The organism is Oceaniferula flava (genome assembly GCF_016811075.1).
GTDB classification, from domain to species: Bacteria; Verrucomicrobiota; Verrucomicrobiia; order Verrucomicrobiales; family Akkermansiaceae; genus Oceaniferula; species Oceaniferula flava.
The window spans coordinates 187,370-211,798 of the sequence record NZ_JAFBGL010000005.1; the positions used below are offsets into that span (position 1 = coordinate 187,370).

Annotated in this window: 17 protein-coding genes; 12 read left to right on the top strand and 5 right to left on the bottom strand. The window is 54.6% G+C overall.

Going from position 1 to position 24,429, the window contains the following annotated elements; genetic code table 11:
• Positions 1–45: 45 nt before the first annotated feature.
• Positions 46–807: a VIT1/CCC1 transporter family protein gene (locus JO972_RS09315; protein WP_309489764.1), complete on the top strand. Its 762-nt coding sequence runs from the start codon at positions 46–48 to the stop codon at positions 805–807.
• Here JO972_RS09315 and metH read toward each other — a convergent pair.
• Complete coding sequence (gene metH / locus JO972_RS09320; protein ID WP_309489765.1) at positions 804–4,622, bottom strand: methionine synthase; 3,819 nt, start codon at positions 4,620–4,622, stop codon at positions 804–806. The two genes, JO972_RS09315 and metH, sit on opposite strands and share 4 nt — an antisense overlap.
• Before the next feature lie 113 nt (positions 4,623–4,735).
• On the opposite strand from metH, the gene JO972_RS09325 reads away from it, so the two are divergent.
• The 6 genes from JO972_RS09325 (at position 4,736) to JO972_RS09350 (ending at position 12,154) form a co-directional block, all read left to right on the top strand.
• Positions 4,736–6,157 carry a DUF2868 domain-containing protein gene (locus tag JO972_RS09325; RefSeq protein ID WP_309489766.1) on the top strand — a complete coding sequence of 474 codons (1,422 nt, stop codon included), beginning with the start codon at positions 4,736–4,738 and terminating at the stop codon, positions 6,155–6,157.
• Between the two features lie 34 nt (positions 6,158–6,191).
• Positions 6,192–7,679: a GTPase/DUF3482 domain-containing protein gene (locus JO972_RS09330; RefSeq protein ID WP_309489767.1), complete on the top strand. Its 1,488-nt coding sequence runs from the start codon at positions 6,192–6,194 to the stop codon at positions 7,677–7,679.
• 140 nt (positions 7,680–7,819) lie between these two features.
• A complete protein-coding gene (locus tag JO972_RS09335; RefSeq protein ID WP_309489768.1) occupies positions 7,820–8,659 on the top strand; it encodes a PEP-CTERM sorting domain-containing protein in 840 nt (279 codons plus the stop codon).
• Positions 8,660–8,704: 45 nt separating this feature from the next.
• Entirely contained in the window at positions 8,705–11,512 is a 2,808-nt protein-coding gene (locus tag JO972_RS09340) for an intermembrane phospholipid transport protein YdbH family protein (protein ID WP_309489769.1), read from the top strand.
• Positions 11,513–11,555: 43 nt separating this feature from the next.
• Positions 11,556–11,750 (top strand): hypothetical protein, encoded by a 195-nt coding sequence (locus tag JO972_RS09345; RefSeq protein WP_309489770.1) that lies wholly within the window; start codon positions 11,556–11,558, stop codon positions 11,748–11,750.
• A gap of 23 nt (positions 11,751–11,773) precedes the next feature.
• On the top strand, positions 11,774–12,154 hold the full coding sequence (locus JO972_RS09350; protein WP_309489771.1) for a YdbL family probable chaperone protein: 381 nt from the start codon (positions 11,774–11,776) through the stop codon (positions 12,152–12,154).
• Positions 12,155–12,184: 30 nt separating this feature from the next.
• Here the strand turns inward: JO972_RS09350 and JO972_RS09355 are convergent, their stop codons facing one another.
• The gene (locus tag JO972_RS09355; RefSeq protein WP_309489772.1) at positions 12,185–13,615 is read right to left on the bottom strand and encodes a sulfatase; all 1,431 of its coding nucleotides are present in this window, start codon (positions 13,613–13,615) and stop codon (positions 12,185–12,187) included.
• 408 nt (positions 13,616–14,023) lie between these two features.
• Between JO972_RS09355 and JO972_RS09360 the strand changes: the two genes are divergently transcribed.
• From JO972_RS09360 to JO972_RS09380, 5 genes are all read left to right on the top strand, one after another.
• Positions 14,024–14,728, top strand: a complete 705-nt coding sequence (locus JO972_RS09360) for a helix-turn-helix transcriptional regulator (RefSeq protein ID WP_309489773.1) — start codon at positions 14,024–14,026, stop codon at positions 14,726–14,728.
• Between the two features lie 309 nt (positions 14,729–15,037).
• The gene (locus JO972_RS09365; RefSeq protein WP_309489774.1) at positions 15,038–15,778 is read left to right on the top strand and encodes a spermidine synthase family protein; all 741 of its coding nucleotides are present in this window, start codon (positions 15,038–15,040) and stop codon (positions 15,776–15,778) included.
• A 145-nt stretch (positions 15,779–15,923) separates the two neighbouring features.
• Positions 15,924–17,060, top strand: a complete 1,137-nt coding sequence (locus JO972_RS09370; RefSeq protein WP_309489775.1) for a hypothetical protein — start codon at positions 15,924–15,926, stop codon at positions 17,058–17,060.
• A 76-nt stretch (positions 17,061–17,136) separates the two neighbouring features.
• Positions 17,137–17,754: a hypothetical protein gene (locus tag JO972_RS09375; protein WP_309489776.1), complete on the top strand. Its 618-nt coding sequence runs from the start codon at positions 17,137–17,139 to the stop codon at positions 17,752–17,754.
• Positions 17,751–18,497, top strand: a complete 747-nt coding sequence (locus JO972_RS09380; protein WP_309489777.1) for a polysaccharide lyase family 7 protein — start codon at positions 17,751–17,753, stop codon at positions 18,495–18,497. The genes JO972_RS09375 and JO972_RS09380 overlap by 4 nt, the downstream gene beginning before the upstream one ends.
• Before the next feature lie 30 nt (positions 18,498–18,527).
• Here the strand turns inward: JO972_RS09380 and JO972_RS09385 are convergent, their stop codons facing one another.
• The 3 genes from JO972_RS09385 to JO972_RS09395 form a co-directional block, all read right to left on the bottom strand.
• Complete coding sequence (locus JO972_RS09385) at positions 18,528–19,541, bottom strand: PEP-CTERM sorting domain-containing protein (RefSeq protein ID WP_309489778.1); 1,014 nt, start codon at positions 19,539–19,541, stop codon at positions 18,528–18,530.
• Between the two features lie 239 nt (positions 19,542–19,780).
• A complete protein-coding gene (locus JO972_RS09390; RefSeq protein WP_309489779.1) occupies positions 19,781–20,884 on the bottom strand; it encodes a PEP-CTERM sorting domain-containing protein in 1,104 nt (367 codons plus the stop codon).
• A gap of 131 nt (positions 20,885–21,015) precedes the next feature.
• A complete protein-coding gene (locus JO972_RS09395) occupies positions 21,016–24,087 on the bottom strand; it encodes a hypothetical protein (protein ID WP_309489780.1) in 3,072 nt (1,023 codons plus the stop codon).
• Between the last annotated feature and the right edge of the window lie 342 nt (positions 24,088–24,429).

A 24,429-nucleotide genomic window follows, 5' to 3' on the forward strand; every position in this document is an offset into this window, starting at 1 on the left:
CGCTTTGCCGTGGCATCCTAACGCAATCTGGGTTATAGCTTGGCTATGCCTAGTGATAAAGTGCGTGCCGATCACTCACCGGATGCAATCCGTCGGCGGATTAGCTCTGACCCTGATCATAGTTATCTGCGCGACTTTGTCTATGGAGCCATCGATGGTGCGGTTACTACCTTCGCCGTGGTGGCATCGGTGGCTGCTGCAGGTTTGTCGAATGGCATCGTTATTGTCATGGGCCTGGCGAACCTCTTGGCCGATGGCTTTTCCATGGCGGCTGGAAATTACCTCGGCACCCGCGCGGAAGTGGAAACCCGGGAGAAACGCCGCCGTGACGAGGAGGATCAAATCCAGTCCCACCCAGAGTGGGAACGCGACGAGATAAGGCAGATTTTTGCCCTCAAGGGTTTTGAGGGTAAGATGCTAGACGATATTGTGGAGGTGATCACTTCTGATGACAAACGCTGGGTCGATACGATGATCACCGAGGAGTTTGGCTTATCGCTGCACACGCCATCGCCGTGGAAGGCAGCCGGAGTGACTTACCTTGCGTTTATCTTGATCGGGATGATCCCTCTGCTTAGCTACGTGATGGGCTACATTCACCCTGGGCTGTTAGTTGAAGAGCCTTTTTATGCTGCCACGATATTAACGGGTGTGGCTTTCTTTAGTGTGGGTGCACTAAAAAGTCGATTTGTGGGCAAAAATTGGCTCACCGAAGGCCTGGGCACCCTGGGAGTGGGGACACTCGCCGCAGGGATTGCCTATGCGATCGGCTTGCTGTTGAGGCCTTTGTTAGACGGCGTGGCTTAGTAGCCAAGCCATGGCCCCAGCCATTTTTCAGCGGTGTCCATGTCCCAGCCCTTGCGCTTGGCATAGTCTTCCACTTGGTCTTTTTGCAGATCGCTGATGGCGAAATACTTACTTTCAGGGTGTGAGAAGAGCAGTCCGGAAACGGCGGAGCCTGGATGCATGGCGCAGCTTTCGGTCAGTTCCACGCCGGTGGCAGGAGTGGCGTCGAGCAGCTCGAACAGAGCTTTTTTCTCGGTGTGATCCGGTTGCGCCGGGTAGCCGGGTGCCGGACGGATTCCTTGATAAACTTCCTTGATCAGCTCGTTGTGGTTGAACTCATTCGGGCGCTCGTATCCCCACGCCACCCGTGCGCGGTGGTGGAGGAGTTCGGCAAAGGCCTCGGCGAGGCGATCCGCAATCGCTTGAACCATGATAGCGGAGTCGACTTCATGTTTCTCGCGCAGCTGGGCCGCCCACTCATCGGCACCGTGGATGCCAACGACAAAGCCGCCGATGTGGTCGTCCGATGGTGCGACGTAATCGCTGAGCGCGTAGTGCGGTTTCTCAGTCGATTTCTCAATCTGCTGACGCAGGGTGTGGAAGGTGAGCTTGTTTTCAGGCAGCACGATGTCGTCGCCGTCGGCATGAGCGGGGAAAAATCCGTAGATGCCACGGGCGGTGAATTTTTTCTCGCTGATGATTTCCTCCAGAAGTTCCTGCGCGTCCTGATAGAGTTTTTGGGCGACTTCGGCAGCTTCGGCATTGCGGGTCTTAAGCACCTTGTTTTCCCGATCCCAGACGCCGCGTAGCTCCCAGGCGTGGAAGAACGGGGTCCAGTCGATATAGTCCGCCAGCTCGCGTAGCGATTGGTTGTCGATCACCCGTGTGCCGGTAAACTCGGGTTTCGGTGGGTTGTAGTTTTCCCAACCTCCCTTGGGCACGAAGCGATTTGACACCGCCTTTTCGTGCGAGATGGTGGCCTTGTCCTTCTTGTTGAAATTCGCGCGCAGCTTTTCGTGTTTCGCATTGTTCTCGGCAATGAAGGCTTCGCGCTTGTCCTCGCTGAGCAGGGTGGTGGTCACAGGCACCGAGCGGGAGGCATCGAGCACGTGCACGATGGGGCCGCTGTAGTGCTCGGCAATTTTCACTGCGGTGTGCGCAGGGCTGGTGGTGGCACCGCCGATGAGTAGGGGCAGTGTCATCTCGCGGCGCTCCATTTCCTTGGCCACGGCGACCATTTCATCGAGCGATGGCGTGATCAAGCCGGAGAGGCCAATGACATCAGCTTTCTTCTCGATGGCGGTGTCGAGGATTTTGTCGCAGGGCACCATCACGCCCATATCGATCACTTCAAAGCCGTTGCAGGCGAGCACCACGCCAACGATGTTCTTGCCAATGTCGTGCACGTCACCCTTCACCGTGGCCATGATGACACGACCGGCGGTCATGGATTTCTCCACGTGGATGCGGGCATCGGCATCGGAGATCGACGGGTCTTCGGCCTGGAGGACTTTCATGTCGGCGAGAATCTTGATCTCTTTTTCCTCAGCCATGAACGGCTCGAGGTGGGCGACCGATTTTTTCATCACACGGGCGGATTTCACCACCTGCGGCAGGAACATTTTACCTGCACCAAAGAGATCACCGACCACCGACATGCCGTCCATCAGCGGGCCCTCGATGACGTGCAGCGGTTTGTCGTATTTCAGCCGTGCTTCCTCCGTGTCCTCGGTGATGAAGTTGTCGATGCCCTTGAGCAGCGCGTATTCGAGACGTTTTTCCACGCTCTCCTTGCGCCAGGCGAGGTCTTCCGTTTGCACCACTTTCTTGATGCCTTTGTATTCCTCAGCGAGATCGAGCAGGCGCTCGGTGGCTCCTGGATCGCGATTCAGCAGCACGTCTTCCACGGCGACTAACAGCTTGGGTTCGATGTCATCGTAGACTTCCAACATACCCGCATTGACGATCCCCATGTCCATGCCGGCCTTGCCTGCGTGGTAAAGGAAGGCAGAGTGCATGGCTTCACGCACTGGGTTGTTGCCGCGGAATGAGAAGGAGACGTTGGAAACTCCGCCGGAGACTTTGGCTCCCGGCAGGTTGTCCTTGATCCACTTGGTGGCATTGAAAAAGTCGACCGCGTAGTTGTTGTGTTCGTCGATGCCGGTGGCGACGGTCAGGATGTTGGGGTCGAAAATAATATCCTGCGGGTTGAAGCCGACTTCATCGACGAGGATGCGGTAGGCGCGTTCGCAGATGCGGATTTTTTCCTCATAGGTGGCGGCCTGGCCATTTTCATCGAAGGCCATGACCACGGCGGCGGCACCAAATTTCATGATGGTGCGGGCGTTTTTCCTGAAGGCCTCTTCACCTTCCTTCAGCGAGATCGAGTTGACGATGCCTTTTCCTTGCAGACATTTCAGCCCCGCCTCGATGATTTCCCACTTCGAGGAATCCACCGTGATCGGCACCTTGGTGATGTCCGGCTCGGACTGCACCAGCTGGAGGAAGCGAGTCATCATATCGACGCCGTCGATCAAGCCGTCGTCGAAACAAATATCGATCACCGGAGCGCCGTTGTCCACCTGTTGACGGGCGACTGCGAGGGCGTCTTCCAGTTTTCCCTGCTGCACTAATTTCCTGAATCGTGGTGAGCCGGCGACGTTGGTGCGCTCGCCGATCATCAGGAAATTTTTATCGTCGGTGTGATTGTAGGCCTCTGTGCCGGAGAGTCTGAGCAGCGGCTCCTGGGTGGGGATTTCGCGTGGCGCATGCTGCTTCACCGCCTCAGCGATGGCGGCAACGTGTTCCGGAGTATTACCACAGCAGCCGCCTGCAAAGTTGAGGAAGCCGGCGCTGGCGAAGTCGGCCAGCTGGTTGTTCATGTCCTTGGGACCGAGATCGAAACCCGTCGGTGCCAGTGGGTTGGGCATGCCGGCGTTCGGGTAGCAGGAAACAAAGGCCTCTGCGATTCCACTCAGCTCGGAGAGGAAGGGGCGCATTTTGTCCGGCCCCAACGAGCAGTTCAGACCGACCGAGAGAGGGTTCACGTGTTTCACCGCGTTCCACATTGCCTCGACTTTTTGAGCCGAGATCATTGTCTCGCCTCCCATACCGACGGCGGCGGAGATCATGATTGGCAATTTCAGCCCGTCCTCTTCAAAAACGTTTTGGGTGGCGACCAGCGCTGCCTTGGCATTCAGTGCGTCGAAAATCGTCTCCACCATCAGAATGTCGGTGCCGCCTTCGATGAGGGCGCGGATCTGGTGGGAGTAGTCGGCAACCAACTGGTCGAAGGTGGCCACACGGAATCCGGCGTCCTCGGCATCGGGTGAAACCGAGAGCGATACCGTGAGCGGCCCGATGGCTCCGGCGACGTAACGTTTCCTGCCAGTTTCTGTGCCAATGCGGTCGCACCACTCGCGACACAGCTGGGCGGATTTGACGTTCATTTCCCACGAGAGGTCCTGCAAGAACGGGTTCTCGATGACTTTCTGATAGAACTCCGGATCCTTGCGACCTTTGCCTGTTTCGCGTGGATCTTCGACAAAGAACTCCGATTGCGAAATCGCGGTGCCGGAAAAGGTATTGGTCTCGATGATGTCGGAGCCGGCCTCGAGGAAGCGCTTGTGAATGTCTCCGATGGTATCAGGCTGGGTCAGCGTGAGGATATCGCCATTATTGAGCAGATCCTTGTCGTTGGTTTTGAAACGATCCCCGCGGGCATCGGATTCCTCCAGTCCGTATCCACGGATGGTGGTGCCCATCGCTCCATCGAGCACAAGGATACGGTCTTTCAGGGCTTGGGTCAGTTCTTGGGTGGCGTCGGGTCTAGGCATAGCGTGGCGGGAGGGAAAGTATGCATGAAATGACAAGAAACAAGAACAAATCTATGTATCCTGATATGTTGATTTGTTTGTCGTGCTGAAGGAAATAGAACAGTGTTTGCGCAGTGACCCGACAACAGAAAAAACGCAGCTGGACTCTGCGCGATTTAGTGGATTTTGAAGTGCAGCTGGAAAAGGCAGCGCGCTGGAAGTCGGCGTGGCGGAATGGTGTCGGCGAGGAGCTGGAAAATGAAGGCGTCAGTTCCGAGCTGAATCGTCGTAGGCTGGGGTTCCGCTGGATGCTGGAGGAGGTCCGCGAGGCGGAGCATGAGGAATCGGGGCACCGTCTGGATTCCGGCGCACGTTTGCTCGCCTTCTTGCTCTGGCTGGTGATGTTGCTCACCGGCATCGGGGTGCTGCGTGGGCTGCTGATGGAGTTCGAGTTTTCCTATTCCGGCGGAGAAGTCACGCGGATGCGGGGCTATAATATTTGGATTTTGTTAGGCGTGACGATTGGCTTTCAATGGTTGCTGATGTTGGGCTCGGTGCTGGCCTACTGGCTATGGCGTCGCTGGTCCGGCAGTCTCAGTATTTTCCAAGTCCTGCTGCAGAAGCTGATTAGAAAATGGGGCGGCGAGAAGATGGTGGGCGATGTCTGGAAACGATTGCAAACTCGTGTCAGCGGAGGACAGAGTGTGATCTCATGGCGATTGGCGCGTATTCTTCAGGCTGGGGGTGTCGGGTATAATTGTGGGCTTTTGTTAGGCCTTTTCGGTTGTCTGTGGTTTTTCCAGATTGGGTTTTATTGGGAGTCGACCCTACCGCAGTTCGGTCGTGACAGTTTGATTCAGGTCACCGAGGCCTTGGCCTTTTTCAGCGATAGCATTGCACCCGGCGCGGAGGTGGTCGATCAGGCAAAACGCGGCAGTGTTCTGATTCCGCCCGCACAGAATTCCATGCCTGAGCGCATGGCGGTGGATCTCTCCTGGGGCTTCTTTTTTCTCTTTGCCATCGCTGTCTGGGGCTTGCTCCCTCGGGTGATTTTGTGGGTGCTGGCGTGGTCGATGGAGCGTCGTGCTCTGGCGGGAATGGATTTTCAAGAATCACGACACCGTTCGCTCTGGCGTGACCTCACCAAGGTGCAGCGGGGTGAAGTGCAGGTAGGCCCAGCCGATGGTGTGGTGCTGCTCGATATCGGTGGCTTGGAAATGGACACGGACAGCGTTCGTCCTTTCCTACTGCAAACTCTGCGCGTGAACCCGGAAGCAAGATTTTCACTCGGCACACTGGATACCGAGGAGGAGGCGGAAGCCATGGAAAAAGCCAAGTCGGTAGCGATGGGCGTTGTGTTCTTGGTCGAAGGCTGGAACCTGAGTCCGAAACAGATGGAGGTCTATCACGATCAGATTCGCAGCGCGATTGGGGCCGATCACATGATCCGCTACGTCGTGATCGGCAGCGAGGAGGAGCTCGCGCAGTGGGCACAGTTTGTTGATTCCTTGAGAGACAGTGAGACCTCCGTGGTTCGCTATGATGTGGTCGGTTGACCTGCAGAGATTTGACCCGTAATTTAACTACCCGATGAACGAGCCCACCACCGATGTTACCGATGCACCTGCTAACGTGCCTGTTTTTGCCGTGGTGGGGAAAGTGAATGCCGGTAAGTCATCGGTGTTAGCGACATTGTTAGAGGTGGACGACGATCGCATTATCCGAATTCTTCCCACAGCGGGAGCAACCACCCAGTGCCAAGCTTTACCGCTCGTGTTGGATGATAGAGAATGCATCCGATTCATTGATACTCCCGGATTTCAAAAGGCCATAGGAGCTATGAATGAAATCAAGCGGATTCATGGGCCAGGGACGCCAGACCTTGAAAGCGTTCGTGAATTTGTCGAGCAAAGTTCAGCCACGGGTGACTTCGAAGATGAGCGCCGCTTGTTGGATCCTTTGTTGAAAGGTGCAGGTCTACTATATGTGATCGATCCCAGCAAACCCTTACGTGACGAATTCATCGCGGAAATGGAGATCCTGCGCTGGACGGGCAGACGCCGGATGGCACTGCTCAATGCCAAGGACGCCAGCGAAGAACACTTGAAAACCTGGCGCGACCGACTGGGTAGCTATTTCAACCTAGTCCGCACCTTCAACGCCCACGAAGCACGGTTCGACGAACGCCGCCGCCTGCTCAAGTCGCTTCTCGAAATCGACGAAGAACACGCCAAGGTCATCGAATCCACGATCCGCAGTCTCGATGACGAGTGGCGTCAGCGCCGCGAAGAGACGGCCGAGGTATTGGTCGGCGCGCTGGAATCAGCGATGATGCTGCGTGAGAGTCGCGTGCTCGAAGAGCGGGTGGTGGAGGTCGATCACCGGCGCGAGCGGGTGCAGGCGGAGATGGTGGAAGCGTATTACAAATCGGTGACCAAGCTGGTGAAAAAGTCGGTCGACGAGCTGTTGAAAATCTACCGTCACCATTTAATTAAAATCGATTGGGACGAATTCGGCTTTGAAGATATCGATCTCGAAGCGGAGGAGACTTGGTCGAAATGGGGGCTCTCCAGAAGTCAGCTTGCCATGGCTGGCGGTGCGGCGGGAGCGGCAGCGGGCGTGGCGGTGGACGTAGGCAGCGGAGGTCTCACCCATGGCGCTGGCACCCTCTTTGGCACATTATTCGGCGCGGCGGCGGCTTTTTTCAAGGGCGATGAATTGCCCGATCTCAAGGTGGACCTCTCTGGAGGCATGAAACTGAAAGGTGGCGAAGGACGAAAACTGGAACTCGGGCCGCCGAAGAATGAGAACTTTCCATGGATCTTGTTAGATAGATTGCTGGTGACTTACCACGAGGTGATTAGCCGAGCCCACGGCAAGCGCGACGTTGATTCTCTCATCAGTGGCGACGAGAGCCAAGGCTTTGTCCGCCACATGAGCGGAGAGGATCGCCGAGTGCTGAACAAGTGGCTGGTCAGCTGTGGCAAGGGTGATCCTGATCGTGGCTTGGAACCCGATGTGTTTAGGCTGTTAGTCAGTCAACTGGAAGCGATCGAGACGGAAAACTTCTCCGGATAAGTGCCGATCGAGTGCTCTGCACTTCGACTATGTTAGGTTAGGTTGCGAGGATGATTAGGAGGAGTTAAACGACTGTATGAATTTAGGTTGTGTCCCGTCTGCGTATGTGTATGATGCAGAGATGAATAACATCCAATCCGATGAATTATCCACCCCACAACGCAGCGGATCGCTTTGATCCAGCATCTAACATATTCCTTATTCGCAGCCTGGTGCTGACATCAACTCTTGCTCTACTTCCAATTCATTCCGCATCTGCTGTGTGGATCACGAATTACACCTCACTCAGTCCAGGTATGGGTGGCTCAGCGAGCGGTGTATGGCGCGAAGTGATGGTGGACAACACGGGCGCGGGCTTCGACACCGGTTTCGTGGTGTCATTGACCACCTCCGGCGAAGTGAAATCCGTAGCGGATGCCACTCACCCTTCGGAGATCAATGAAGGGTTTCCTTGGAGAGATCTGGATCCTGGGGACACGTATAACGGGCTCCCCGTTATAGCGCCTGTGAGCCTGCCATTTTATCCCCAGGTGAATGGTGACTTTGCCAATATCGAAACCGATGGCATGGCTTCTTCGATTGTGACCTTCAATTTCGGTGCGCAAATCACGAATCCAGTGCTGAGTTTTTCGGACGTCGATATACAGAGCGATTTGGTGTTTACTAATAGCTTTTCCATACTCACAGGCACAGGGAATCTCATGCAATCCGGTAACATCCTTAGCAATAGCGGCTCCGGCAGCAGTATCGCGGATGAGGCCATCTTTGGTGAGGAGGCAGCGGGCTCGATTCAGTTCACTGGCACTTTCACCCAGCTTCAGTTTACCGTGAACAATGCCGGCCCGGACCCACAGGATGATGACGATCGCACCGGTTATGTGGTCACCACGGAATTTGCTCCCGTGGCTGTGCCGGAGCCGTCGGCTGCGTTGTCTTTGATTCTGGGAGCGCTGGCGTGTGGTCTTCGCCGAAGGAAGTAAAAATGCCATCGATTTTCCCCGCTATCAGGTTAGATTGCTTCCAGCATGTCTGGAACAAGCCAAGAGCACAAAGCCCCCGATTCTGCCACGGTGCATAAGCGGCGGAGTGGCTGGAGTCGTTTCAGGCGCGGCCTTCTGGTCGTGCTGGGTATTTTTGTGCTGCTTGTGGTTGTGCTTTGGTGCTTCTTGCCCCGCATCGCTGAGAAGGTCCTGATCTCGATGATCGAAGAGGCAGGGCTGGAAAAGAACACGTTTCAAGTGCGCGAGATCGGGTGGAAATCCGCGGTGATCGAGGAGGTGGATTTCGCGGACGGCGTCTGGAGCCTGAGCGCAGAGCGAGTGACCGTGGACTACGATGCACTCGATTTGCTCAAGGGGCGGGTGGATCAGATCTCCTTGGAGGGGGCTCGCTGTGTGATCGATTTCACGCCGGGGGAAAGCTCTGCCGAGGTGATTTCCGATGAGCCATCGTCCGAGCCACAACAGCAAGAAACAGCATCGACACCGATCATCCATCAGCTTCCGGCCATGGTGGAGCGCTTGGGGGAAATTCAGGCCAAGCAGGTGCATCTCACGATCCAGCAAGCTGAGCGCAGTGACCAGATGCAATGGGATCTCTCGGTGAAAGCTGTCAGCGACCGGGAAACAGCCGTAGCTCTGGCATCGGACGATTTCCAACTCAAGGTCCACCTCGAGACCGATCAAGAAATTACAGATCTGGTATTGGAACTCACGGAAGTGGCTCCGCAGCGTTTTTTGCAGAGTTTGGAAACCTTGCTGGATCTCGACGACGGCCTGTTACCGCAGGGGATGGCTGTCGGCGGGGCGGCATTGAGTGGGGGGCTGCGCTTTGATGGCGACCGTATGGAGCCTCTCCACTTGGCCGGAACACTGAGCCAAATCGATTATGACGGTGGCGATCAGCCTGTATTGCTGGAAATAGAAAAAGCTCAGATTCAGCTCACCCAGCAGTCGGACGGATCCGGTCACGTGCTGTTAGCAGGTGGTCTAGATGCCGTGGCCATGCCCCTCGACCCGTCAGCTGGCTTTGTTCTAGGTCAAGCGAAGCCAACGGATGCGAAGTGGCAGGCGCGGATTGAGTGGGGTGTGGAGCAGCCAGTGCTCTCGTGCGAGATCGAGAACTTGCAACTCAGAGGCCGGTATAACGAGAGGCTGGTGGAGCTCGATGCAATCACCCTGCGTCTGGAGAAAAAAGGGGAGTCTCTGACCGTGGCGGGATCGATGGTCAACAATGGCACCAAGCTGCCTGTGCATTACCACCATCGGATGACCGACGAGGAACGCTGGGTGTTGGATGGAGAAATGGTGTTAGGTCCTGTGGCACATGCCAAGCCGATGCCTCTACTGAGCGCAATCACCGATCTTTTCGACGACTGCACACTGACCGGTAGCAGTCTCAGCACCTTCAAGTTCAAGATGGGTGCCTTTCTTCCCTTCGAAGGTGTGTTATGCACCACGCTCGAGGATGTTAGCGTGCTGGATCGTGACGACCTGATCAAGGTTGAAGGTCTGCGTGGGGTATGGGATCTTCATCTCGTCCCTTTGTCAGATACGGATCCAAGCCAATCCGACCCCAGCTATTACACCCTCGATTTCAGCGCAGATCATTTCCACCTCAACTCTGAAGAATCGCTGGGATTCAACCTCGATCACATTGGCGATGAGCCGTGGAAGGTTCGTGGTAAGGGTAAGTTTAGCGGTGAGCCGGCGGTTCTCGATGCCGTGCTGAGCGGGCTCAACCTGCATGCGGAGAGCGACGGAGAGGAAATGGATCTGACCGATACCGATGTCCAACTGCGGATGGAGGGCGATACCCTCACAGCAACCGGAGCGACCATGCTGAAGGACAACCGGGTGCCGTTTTCCTATCGACACGAGAAGTCCAATGAGGGCGATGCGTGGAAACTGGCAGGTGTGCTGCAAATCAAGGCGGCGGAGCTGAAAAACCCGATCGATAACGCTGCGATCTTGATCGATGCGATGAAGGATAAATCGCTAACAGGACGCGTCGCGATGAAGTTGGATTTCACTAAAGGCAGCGATGAAGACTTTGATGGCGTGCTCACTGCGGACATCGAGGATGGCACCCTGAAATTCACCACGGAAGATGGACCAGTGATCGAGGGGATCAAGGGAGGCGTTCGTTTGACCTCGATGAAAACCAAGCAGACTGCAGGCTTTCACCGGGTGACTGCCACTAAGATGACCGCCTTTGACATGACCATGACCAATCTTCGGGCTGACTATCATTTGCTTCCTAACGGGGATATCCAGCTGCGCAATGTGGCGACCCAAGCACTGGGAGGAAACGTCTGGCTGGACCCCTTCGTGCTTCCTGACGGCGATGCTAATTATCAGTTCAAAGTGCGGATGAAAAAAATCGACATCGCCCAGATGGTCAAGCTGTTCCCCGAGTTCAATGGCAAGATCAGCGGCCGGATCGATGGCTTGCTGCCGATGCAATGTATCGATGGAGAGTTCATGCCGCAGCGAGGTGGCATGTATCTCACCCCCGGAAGCAATGCGACTCTGCGCTACGATGCTGGAAACAAGTTTAGCGCTGGCCTCGATCCGAAGGGCAGGGAGTATCAGCAGATGAAAATGGTGGAAGACTCGCTGCAGAACTTGGAACTGCGGGTGCTGAGCATCCGCCTCTTTGATCCGCGTGATGTTGATAAGGCGGTGGTGCTACGGCTTGAGGGCCGCGCACCTACAGTGGAGGGGTCTCCTCCGATTATCCTGAACATCAATGGATTTCAGCCCGATGACGACACGGTGGATTTCTTCGATTTGCTGCTGAAGCACCGGGATAAACTGAACTTTGGACTGTGAGAGTGAATTTTTCGCGGTAGCATGCGTCTATCTACATAGAACCATGAAGCATTTCTTCCCATCCCTACTGGCTGCCGGAGTCGCCGTTGCCGGACTCAGCAGCTGCGCCAAAGTGAAGGTTGAGCCCATCGAGGTGAAGCCGATTGAGATCAACGTCAACGTGCGCGTGACGGTGGAGAAGGAACTGGATAACTTCTTCGGTGACCTCGATGCCAAGGAGCAACAAATAGCCAACTAACACACCAACCTCAAAATACGATCATGAAACGTTCTCTAGCAGCTCTCCTGTCATTATTCATTCTCGTGGTGGGCATGGCTCCCGTCAGCACACAGGCCGCCAGCTCTGCCGAGCTGAAAAGCCGCATGGCCCAGCGACTCGGAAAAATCGTCGCCCTGAAACAAAAAGGCACGGTGGGCGAAAATAATCTCGGTTACCTTTCGCCGCGTGGCTCACTCAGCGGTGGCGAGTCTGCCCTGGTTAAAGCCGAAAATGCTGACCGTCGCGCTGTCTATCAGCTCATTGCGGCGAAGACAAAATCTACTGCTTCAGCGGTGGGAAAAGCCCGCGCTAAGAGGATCCGCAGCTCGGCTCCGTCTGGCACCTGGGTGCAGATGGCAGACGGCTCGTGGAAGAAAGCTTAAGACCGCTGGTCGCTGGAAATGAAGTCGGTCCTACTTGCCGGGAGCACCCTGGCCACCCTGAACGCGCACAGGCATCTGGGCGTTGGTTTTTTTCAACCACACTTGCAGCTTCTCAGCCAAGCGCTGAGCCAGCTCGGGTGATTGCTTCGCGAGGTTCTTCGTCTCGCTGATATCCACGGCGAGGTTGTAGAGTTCCAGTTCTCCGTTGTCGTAACGTTGAATCAGCTTGTAGTCGCCTTCTCTGATGACACCTCCGAGGCGGTTCCGCTGGTGGAATGCGTAGTTGGGGTAGTGCAGGTAGATGGCATCGCGTTTGATTTTCTTCTGTTGGAAAAGAGGGAGCAGGCTTTCTCCATCCACGGGCTGATTCGGTGTTAGGGGAAGTTGAGCGACGTCAAGGAGGGTGGGGTAGCAGTCCATGCTGATCACCGGGGTGTGGTTCACCGATCCGGCTGGAACCTTGCCTGGCCAGCGCACGATCCACGGAATGCGAACGCCACCTTCGTAGAGCTGGCCCTTGAATCCGCGGAAAGGTCGGTTGTCTCCGTCGTAGCCGCCGTTGTCTGATTTGAAAATCACGATGGTGTTCTTGCTCAGCCCGGTTTCGTCGAGGGCCTTTAAGAATCGACCAATCTCGGTGTCCATTCCCTCAATCATTGCGGCGTAAATCGGGTCTTTGATTCCTGGGCCTTTGCGCTGGCTGTATTTCTTGATCAGGTCCTTACGTGCTTGAATGGGGTAGTGCACGGAGTAAGGCCACCAGTTGAGGAAGAATGGCTCATCTTGATGATCTTTGATAAAGGCGATGGCTTCGTCGGCGAGACGTTTAGGCAGGTATTCGCCTTCTTCCTTATCGGGCAGGTTGGGGATCTTATACGGCGCAAAGTAGCTCGGTGGGCCACCACGGAAGTGGCCTCCAATGTTAATATCAAAACCTTGATGCTCTGGGCGCAACTCTAACTCGGTAGGCCCCGTGGTATTGTTTCTACCGACATAGGACAGGTGCCATTTTCCAATGTGCGCCGTCTTGTAGCCAGCCTCCGAAAGCCGTTCAGCAATCGTCACATAAGAAAGTGGCAGGTTCCGCAGAGTTTTCGGCTCCTGAAGGTTGCTGCCCTTGAGTGCGAATCCGTCCTTGTGTCCGGGGGCGTGGTTAGTGAGGTGCAGTCGACTGGGTGCCTGCCCGGTCATCATCGCGGCCCGCGTTGGCGAACAAACGGGAGCGGCGGCATAAGCATCTGTGAAGCGCATGCCCTCGGCTGCCAGTTGATCCAGTGATGGAGTGTCTACCAACTTGTTGCCGTAGCAGTGGAGGTCCTTGCCCCCGAGGTCATCGGCCATGATGATGACGATGTTCGGCTTCTTCGCTGTGCTCTCTGGCTCGGCAGCGATCGTTAGACTTGAGAGAGCCCCGAGTGAGGCGAGAGAGAGAGCTGAGAGGTGTCGACGAGTAAAAAACATGACAGTTAGGATGAGTCCAACACTATGATTCGAAGACAGCTTGGCCAGTGTTTATGCCGATTGGGCTTGGGTTAAAGTTCATCTCATTAATTTTGTTAGGTAGAGGGGTGGCTTGGTGACTTTCTTTTTTCTTGTGAGGCTTAGCAGCGCTGCTATCTATGATGTAGCTTAGATTCAGCATCTGACATGCGCAGAAATATTCTGCTATCGGATGCTGAATCTAAGCTCGATGTCTTTCCCTTAGGCCCCCACCCAACGCACTAATTACCCTAAGCGACGATAATACATCACTCTATGAGCGACCATACTCCTCCCCAAACCGGTTTCCTTAATCCAACCGAAATCGACCAACTACATAACCTATGGCGAATAGCAGCTGAGACGAAGCTGACTGATACGCTATCGAGTTTGAAAGAATACATCGAAAAGATGATGACCCTGCTGAAGGCCAAGAACGTCACCTGGCTGGCGGCGACCTCAGGGCAGACTCCCAGTGATGTTTATTTTACCAAGATTTTCGATGGCTGGTGGTGTCCTGATCTCATTGATTTCAATCTTCCTGACAACATCAAAGAAGTTCAGGCCGTCTTCTTTGAACTCGCTAAGGTGCACGGCCCGGGCATCGATACCGTCACCATGACCCAAAACGCGGGCAAGACCCGGGTGCAGCTCCGTCAGGATGTGATCCCTGATGATGAGATCGATGATTTCTGGAAGACCAGGGAGTTCAACGTGCCCCTATTGGGTATCAAAGAGCGTATCCACTCGGCCTATACGGTGACGGACCGTGCGGAGTCGTATTTCCTCATTGATCGCGCGCCGGACCAAGGTCCTTTTGACGAGCATGATCGCTTGCTAACATACCTCGCTATTTCTGGCTCGTATGGCCTTCATCACAGGTTGTTGTTAGAGCGAGGCTTGGTGGCACCTGCGACCAGTGCCTTGTCTCCGCGTGAGAAGGAAACATTCACTCTCTTGTTCACGGAACTGAGTCAAAAAGAAATTGCGGTCGAGCTTGGGGTGAGCAACAGCACGGCGAGCCAATACATCAATTCAGTGTATCGGAAATTTAATGTTCGCGGGAGAAATGCTCTCATTTCATGTTGCGCATGATAAAACCGGATACGTGTTCAAGAGATTACGTATAATTGTTATGTTGCGATAAAAAATTAAGCATGTGAGATTATTTCTAACTGTCTGCTAGTCGTTAGTTTCCCATGTTAGAAAAGCTATCTATCCGCGTATTGATTATCATTTTGTTGATCATCTTTCTCGTTATCGTGCCTTTGGTGATCGCCAGAGCCGATGGAGCGATGGCATTGTGATGGATGCTTGAGATTTCTACACTCGTCGAGACTTTGCGGACTGATCTACTGGTGGAGTTGACCCGCTTATCGGACTCTCTTTCGAGAGTGACGATAATTGATTACAGGACTTGTTGATTGGAAAATAGCGGTCAGAGTGGCGGCTATGAAGCCCTACGTGAAGCTTGGTGAATCAAAAATGTCAGACGGGACTGTGTTTTCCCTACATAAACATGACGGTAAATTTTACCTGAAATACAATGGGTTCGACTTGATGAGCACCGCTTTGACCTGTTCGGAGGAAATGCTGGCAGAGATTGGGTGTCAGGATATTTTGGAAGGCAAACCTTCAAGACCACGCCATCCAAAGGTTTTGATTGGTGGGTTGGGGCTCGGGTTTACCCTCAAGCGCACCTTGGAGCTCGTGGGCAGGCCGGCGACCGTGGAGGTGGCGGAGTTAATGCCTCCTTTGATCGAGTGGAACCGCACGTTTCTCGTTGAACACAATGGCCCTCTTTTGGACGACACCCGAACCAAGATCACCCAAGGTGATTTGTTCGACATTATCTCGAGTAAGGCGAAGGCGAGTTACGATGTGCTGTTATTGGATATCGACAACACACCGGACGATCTGATCACGGCGGGCAATGCCCGACTCTACTCGGCCGGCTTTTTAGACAAACTACGCGAGGTGATCACGCCGCAGGGCTGCATCGCTTACTGGCTATCCGAGCCGGCGCCGAAGTTTAAGAAATGCCTGACCAAAGCGGGCTTTCAGGTGGAGGCCTTTGCCGCGAAGCCGCATGAGAAATCGAAGCGTGCTAGGCACTGCATTTACATCGCGCGGCGGAGCCGATAGCGGCCGCCGAGGTCACTTCGGCCGGCGACTCGGTCGTGGTCGTCAATTTCTGACCCAGACGGTCGCAGCGATTAGATTGGCTAGGCGAGGGATGAGGGTGCAAGTTATCGATCATCGATCGCGGTAAACTTCACCATCATCAACCATGACTTCCATCACACGCAGCTGTCTCGCTTTTTTATTCTGTCTCACGGGCACCCTGATCGCATCGCCTGAGCCCGCTGATCTGAAGGCCAAGTTGCAAATCATCAATGCCAGCGAGGAAAAGGCGGCGATCTTTTGGCTCAGTCAGGATGGCAAGGAAGAGCCCAATGGCACGCTTGATCCCGGTGAAGACCGCATGATCACCACCACCTTGGGGCATCGCTTTGCCGTGGTCGGGGAGAAAACGGAAATTCGCCTGGAGGTGGAAAGCATCGTTCCGGTGCAAGGTTTCCGCTTCGCTCCGCAAGAAAAGAACGGCATTCCGGCCTTTTACAGTCAGGTGGTTAAGGTCGGCGGTTTTCCCATTGTCGCATCGGCCACAGTCAATCCCTACGCGCTCAAGGAGGCCGCTTATCTGGTGGATCTCATGTTGAAAAAGAGAGCCGACGTCCGCACGGCGATGGTGAAGAGTGGAGCCCGGTTGTGCATCATTGCGTATAACGAATACACCACCGATTTACCGGAGTTTACCCACTTCGCCGAGTTCAAGAGCCCCTATCCTGAGGTCACCTCCAAGAACTTCTGGGACGCCCGCGCACGCGGCACGGGTGGTAGTGACTCGGACCCCTACTGCACCTGTGGCGAGGAAAATCTGCTAGGTTACCCGGGTGACCCCTACAAGGATGAGAACATTCTGATTCACGAGTTCGCCCATAACATCCACCTGCGTGGTATGCTCAATATCGATCCCACCTTCGACGTGCGTCTGGAGGCCGCCTATCAGAAAGCCATGGCGGCCGGGCTTTGGGAAAATAAGTATGCCGCGACCAATCGCTTCGAATACTTCGCCGAGGGTGTGCAGTCGTGGTTTGGGAACAACCGCGAGAACGATCACGATCACAACCACGTCAATACCCGCAAGGAACTGGTAGAATACGATCCGGTGTTGGCTAAATTCTGCGAAGAGGTCTTTGGTGACACGGAGATCACTTACACCAAGCCTGCCACCCGACTGACCGGGCACATGAAAGGTTACGATCCCAGCAAGGCTCCCACTTTTGCGTGGCCGGAGCGCTTGCAGAAGGCAAAGGCCGCTATCCGCAAGGCGAATGAAGAAGCGGATAAGCCGAAAGAATAGCCGCGCGGATGCCGTGATTTCAGCTGGTCAGAGAAGGGCGATGCAGTATTCTGATCGTCCATCTCATTGAAAAACCATGCGTATTACTCTGTTAGCGATCACCTTGTTAAGCGGCTGCCTGCACGCCGCACCGACTGTATTTCTCGAGAAAAAAGGCCTCGTTGTCATCGAGGCCGAGTCAACCACGTCGCGTCTCGGCAAGTGGGTGAAAAAGTCCAGCGTCAAGGGGTTCACTGGCGACGCGCATCTTGAGTTCACCGGCAACAAACCGGAGACCGGCCCGCCTAAGTCGCCATTGAAATACACCTTCAAGGTTAGCAAGGGCGGCAAGTATTCCTTTTCCATCCGTGCCCATAAACGCCTGATCAGTGATCGGCAGGATATTTGCAACGATTGTTATGTCCGCCTCGAGGGCGACTTTGAATCGGGCAACAAGACACCTCTCAAACTGCTAAAAAAGGACACCAAAATGTTCGGCGGCAAGTCAGAGGGCTGGGGCTATACCGCGAAGCTGGATGACAAGCATCAGAAACACACACCCGTCTATCAGCTCAAGGCAGGTGAGACCTACACCTTGGTCGTTTCCGGTCGGTCACAGAATTTTAATATCGATCGCTTTGTCTTCGCTCACGAAGACAGCAGCATGAAGGCGGCCCAGAAGAAGTTGCCTAAGGAAAGCCGCACCGGATCATGAAGAGGACTATCGTCAAGGTCCTGCCATGGATGATGGCGGTATTTCCACTGAGTGCCTGCGCCGCGGCTCCCCCCGGCCAGCTGCTTGACCTGTCGTCGTGGAAGCTCACTCTGCCAGTGGACGTGGCGAAGCCGCTTGGCTCTCCGGACGAGATCAAGTCACCGGAGCTCAAGAATTTTGCGCACCAACGGTATTTTTTCGTCGAGAACGGCGCGGTGATATTCCGAGCCCCCTGTGGTGGAGCCACTACCAAAAACTCAAAATACCCACGCTGCGAGCTGCGCGAAATGTCTGCCGATGGAACGTCGCGCGCCGCCTGGGACACCAGAGCCAGTCTAGTGCGCTCGATGACGCTACAGGCGAGTATCACGAAGACGCCGAAGGTGAAACGTCACGTCGTCTGTGCCCAGATTCACGATGCCGATGACGACCTGATGATGGTTCGGCTGGAGGGCGACAAGTTGTTTATTGAGCGCAACAAAATCGGTGATGTTCTACTCCAAGATGGCTACCGTTTGGGAGATTCATTTTCCGTCAAAATCGAGGCCGGAAAGGGGCGGGTCAAAGTCTGGTATAATGGCGAACTGAAGATGGACTGGGAGGTTGCGAAGCGGGGCTGTTATTTCAAGGCTGGCTGTTACACCCAATCCAATCCTGAAAAAGGAGACCGTGCAGACGATTACGGCGAGGTGATCATTTCCAAGCTCAAGCTCGAGACGCAAAAAAACCACCCTAACGAGTAGGGTGGCTGAAAGAGAGTTTCCGGAAGTTACCTATTTCCGACGGCGCATCAGCAGTGCCAGTCCTCCGAGTCCCAGTAAGGCCGTGGATGATGGCTCAGGCACGTAAGTGACGGTGAGCAGTCCGTTGGGGCCGCTGTTATCAACGGTGAAGCTCCAGCCCGCTGCTTCATCACCGGCAGCCAGTTCCAAGCCTTCATCCGTAATGGCTGCTCCTTCCAGCTCCATGAGCGTCCAGGTGCCAGGGGTGGCGACGGTATCGTAGAAGCTCATGTCCAAGATAGAGCCATCGGCGAAGGTGGCAAATTGGCCGCCATCATCGTCGACGTTATCGACAAAGATCTGCTCCACGCCATCGGCACCTATTCCCATGCTTAGGGTGCCTCCGGCGGTCTGCCACCAGAAGCCGTCGAGGCTGCCATTGGAGCCGATGTTGATATCGATCCCTTGTTGGGAGTCGCCGGTTCCCATAATCTGGAACGTTCCGCCTGCGCCAATTTCTACGCCGGCCCGGGTATTCAGGGTGCCGCGGCTGATGTCGAGTATGCCGGTGCCGCCATTGGTTCCAATCGCCAGTGAGCTTTTTACTGGAGAGCCAGCCATCGCATTGCCGTCACGGAAGACGGTCAAGGTTCCGGACAATAAACTGTATGAGCCATTGCCTCCTGTGCCGTTACCGATGGAAAGCATGTGACCGATGTCCCATTGGGCATTCCCCTGGTGCTTGACGGTTCCTGCACTGCCATTGCCGATATAATTTCGGACATTGGAACCTGATAGGCTGTCCGAGTGGCTATTGCCATTCAATTCGAGCGTCGACCCGCCGTTGACATCGGTTTTATTCACCGTAACACCAGAGAATCGAATGGTGGTATCGCCATTGTCGATCACCGCTGTGCCATTGGCTGCTGCGTCGTCGTCCCAGTTGGTATCGGTGCTCCAAAAAGGAGTCCCGCCGCCGCCATCCCAGATGGCTCCTTGGGCATGCGTGATGGCAAAGATACAGCCGATGGCTGCTATTTTAAAGTTTGGGGATTTCTTAATCATATGTGTGTGGTAGTTGCGTGCTGTTAGGATGCTTGAATCAGAGCTGCTAGCACTCACTGAGTCAGTGATGATAGGCTGAGATCAAGGTTGATTAAATTCAGCAATGACTATGCCAAGGGAAGTTAGCTAACAAATTATGACACAGATAGTCAGGTGGTGTTGGCTGTTCAAAACCAGAGCATCAAAAAAAAGCCGCACTGCAGAGCAGAGCGGCTTGAATGTGAGGATGAACTGAGGGCCTACTTTCTGCGGCGCAAGATCAGAGCAAGTCCACCAAGACCGAGAAGGGCGGCGGAGGAGGGTTCTGGGACGTAAGTCACCACCAGTGAATCTGCCTGCGTTGTGCCGCCGGTATCAACGAACTCGAAGCTCCAGTTGCTATCGACACCAGGATCCAAAGCCAGCCCACCATCTTCAAACAGGAAGTCTTCACCCCAGCTCATCAGCGTCCATGAGCCTGCCTGAGCAGCACCGCTAAAGCCAAGGTTGAGCAAGGCTCCAGCTTCGAAGGATACCCGGCCATCCGTTGGTGTGCCATGATCGTAAATTTCAATCGTGCTCAGGGAGAAGCCATCGGAGCTGTCAATGGTCGCTCCGAGTGTGCTGCCATCACCACTTTGGAGCCACTTGCCATCGGAACCAGAGTTTAGGAAGCCCAACTGAACAGTGGCGTTGCCTCCGATGATGTTGAAGTTGCCGGTGCCGGTATTCGTAGAGTTGAAACCACCAAGCATGAGGCCAAAGCGATCCTGGTAGGTTCCTGATCCGGAAACATTGATATTACCTGTCGCATTGCCTTGCCCCGCGATGGTGCTGACACTGATCGAGTTGGCTGTTAGGCCTCGTGAACCTTTGTAGGTGCCGCTGTCAGAGATATTGAGTGTTCCTACGGAGTTACTATCGATGCCAACGCGTGTGCCACCACCCACGTCGATTGTTCCGGTGCCAGAGATATTGACCGTTCCGGTCTGGCCTTTGCCTCCATAGGTGTATCGGGTATTCTGTCCTGTTCCTTGGAGTGTTCCGGCGGAAACATTCAGCACCCCGCCAGTGCCTGAGCCGGTGCCGGTTTGGGAAGAAACGTAAATAGCGTTGACCTGCTGTGTTCCTGCAGCGTTGTAGTTGGCAACATTGGTGGCTCCGCCGTTGAACTCAGTAGGGATGGTGTTATCGGGGGACATTGTGGGGACGAGTCCGGTGTCTTTATCGAGCCAGTTGTTGACATTGGTGAAGTCGTTCGCATCAAATGCTCCGGTCCAGATGTAGTTGGCTGCGTGAGCGTTGGTGGCTGCGAAGATACAGCCAAGAGCTGTAGTCTTAATAATCGTTCTAGTTATACTCATTGTGTGTGTATTTGGGTTTTAATCTAGCCTTTATGAATTGAGCTAGCATTGAGTATGATGATAGCTCATGAAGGTGGTGTATATAAAAAAAGAAGTCATCTTTTTGATAATCAAAGGACAACGACTGAAACCTATTCCACCTTGATACGGAAAAAGGCTTTCTCACTCGGCACGATTACCGATGGGGCGGGGCTCAGAGTGATCATTAATTGTCCCTCGACGATCTCGCTGCTTTCCGTGAACTCAACGTCCACAAAAGAGGTTTGGAGGTCGCCCATTTGCAGGAAGTAGCTGTGGCCAGCTGCCGAGTTCCAAGGGAATGTGAGAGAGGGGTGAATCGTGTCTCCCGTGAAATGAACCGGATTTGACCCCGGCTCCTGCGGGGAACTACCAAAGGCGTGTTCTAACAAGTTGACGATGCCATCGCCGTCCGGGTCGGCTGTTTTTTCATACACCAAAGGATCGGCGCGCTCGATATCGCTGAAGTAATCATACATGAACTGCTCGTAGCTTGAGCGAATGCGGACGGCGTAGGGTTTGCCGTAGCCGATGGATTCGCTGAAGCCGCTACCCGCATGCAGTCCTGAAACGGAGATTAAAAAGCGATCGTCGACGTCATCGCCCAAAGTCACTTCAGGTTCCACCATGGCAGTGATGTCGTCCAAGGTGAAGCTTGAGCTGCTGAAGTTGGCTTCGGTGACTGTGGCGACGGTCTCTAATCCGCTGGTCACAATGTCATCAATGAACCAGCCTTGGCTGGATGAATTTCCGGACACGATACTGCTGTTCCGCAGGGGTTCGTGCTGGTAGCGGAAACGCAGTTCGAAGCAGCGTCCAGCCAAGCCTGAGATATCGACCACGCGAGTGGTAAAATCAGCTTCCGCGCTGCCACCTCGTTGCACCCAAAGCGACTGCCAGGTGACGCCGTCAAAGGAAACCTGCAGCTCGGCAAACTGACCGGTGGTGCTACTGCGGAGTCGACTGGAAAAGTGCAGCGTCGCCCCTTGTGTTGCGTAATATTTGTTAGGAAGTGTTAGGGTGACGCTCTGCTGCGTTGCACTGTGTGCCAGTTGGTAGGACTGGTTGCCCTGACTCACGGTGGCAGACTGTAGTGGAGCATAACCATTGCCATCGTGGATCAGGTAGGAACTCGCTTCTTCGGCATCGAAGCCGACGGCCGTGGTGCTCGTCTTGGAAATTTTCAACCACTCCGGGGCGACGTCCACATCCGTGGCCACGGTGAATGTGTGGGCGGCACCGGTGGTGACTTCGGTGGGGCCTCCCAGCACGGGCAGACTGACCAGCTGGGCCACGCCGATGGCTTTTTCACCACTACCTGAGTAGAATAAGTAAGTCCGGCCATCATTATCCTCCAGGACGCTGGGGTCTCGAAGTTCGTGCATGGGGTCATCAGCCCCGCCAGCCCCTGAGATGCTCAATGGAAGATTGGCACCTTCCCAATTTTCCTCAGGTCGCAATAACTCTTGGCTTGGGAATACGCCGTGCCAGTCTTCGAAAGACAGCTCGCTTCCTGATGGTAGATTGGCAAAATCGAAGGTGGAAATCTTCACACGTTCGCCGATCTCACCCTTGTTGGTGTAGAATGCGTAAAGCAGTCCATCGCGCTTGAGCACGCCGAAGTGTCGAGGACGCAGGGCCCCTAAGTCATTGCCCCAATCTAGCCAGCCACGGCTCTCGGTTTCATCGGTAAAGGGTTTTGGGCCCTGATCCCAGTATCGGCTGGTGTGATTGTAGCTGGCATTGGGCACAAGTGGATCCAGAGGGACATTGGAGCTATCGACGGGTGCTCCGTAGAGGTCACCGGTATTAGTCAGGGCATACTGGCGGCCTCCTTCTTCGAAAATGCGGAAGTAGCTTTCGCCGTAATTCACGGAGAGCACGCCGTGTCCGGATTGCCCGGCACGGCTGTCACCACCGCTAGGCATGTTAAAATTGAGGCCGTCAGACGATGTGGCGGAGATAGTTCGTTGAGACCTGCTGTTACTACGGCCCTCAGACGTGAACCAGACCTGACCATGGAAATACATGATGATTCGCTGGTTGGTGTCGTCGATGAGAACGTCAGGTGAAGCAATATGGCCATCGATCATCAATCCATCGCCGGCATCGATCTCATCATCATCGCCGAGGCTAAGCACGCCTCGATCTCCAATGTCTGGGTAGGTGTTTTCATTCATTCTGAAACCTGTCCATGGTCCCTCAATGTTGGCCGCCCAAGCCATGCGGATGTAGTTTCCAGAGTGATCGGCAAAGTAGAGATAATAGACAGCAGTGGGGTCAGCACGTTCGTTGGCAGGGATCCAGTTAGGGATGCGGATGCAGGAGGCTCCGTTGAGGTTTTCGATGTTATCTCCCGTGGCTCCTTGGGAGATACTCCAGGACTCGTCGAGAATAGGCAGCTTGTTGTTCATCCTCCGGGTATGAAACAGCAGGCCCGGACTAACAGCTCCGAGCATTTCTGCCACGCTGTCATCGTTGAAAATTGTGGACGAGAGGCTTTCGCTGCCTACGGATTGCCATTTGGACGGGTTTACCACGTCGAGGGAGTAGTCGCTGATTGCCTTGCCGTTGCGGTTGATATCGGGGAATTCCGCGTCGTCGATTTCTCCCATATTGATGTTTCCCAACACCACATTGAGCACGCTGGGTAAGGCCGACTCTCCACTCTCGCCCCAGCCGCCGGAACCTTCGTAATCGAGGCCGAAAATGAGCTGACCGTTCAGGTAATCGTTGCCACCGCTGTCCACGATGGTCCCTTGGGCGAGAAAAATTTGCTCTCCCTGATTGGTCAGTGCAAAATTACCGGATCGCGTGCAGCTGCCGATATTCGGACTGGGAGTCGAGGCGGTGACGTCCGGAATGGTGATCACTGTGCCGGGGGGCAGCGCGCTGGAGCCATTGGTCCAGGTGATCGAACGTAAACTTTCGTAGGAACCGCCAGCAAGACCTTGGCCCGTTCCATCTCCTCCTCCGCTGTAGTCGGCATCAATAAGGATCAACGATTCTCCCGCGGCGAGCTCGACCCAGGTGACAAAGCTAATCGAATCGCTCGGCGATTGTGAGGATTTATAACCGACAATCATCAGGTCGCCCGGCGAGTGAGCCACCGCCTGGCCGACGGTGAGTAAGACACAGAGGGCGGCTAGAGCCGGTTTGAGAGGAAATAAGAAGGGGCAGCGCATAGGGGATTCAGAGTGAGCAATCAAAAAGCTGAGCTAATTGAACATGAATCGACAGGAAAAAGTCGGCTTATACTGTCACCCCATCACGCAAGCTCTTACATGGGAATTTGTGGGGCTTTGATGGAAGCTTGGTATCCTGTGCTCGATAGAGGGGGCGCCGGCATCTACAAATCTTCTAGTCAGGAAATGTGAGGCAACTCAGGAAGCAAAGAGTAAAGGTCCGGCCGTAGTATCTGCAGTCAGTCCATTGACATGGAACCAAATAAAAAAAGGAGACTATATATTTAGGAAGAGGCGTTTATTTCATTGACGTAAAGACGATATTTGCAGCATGTTAAGCTA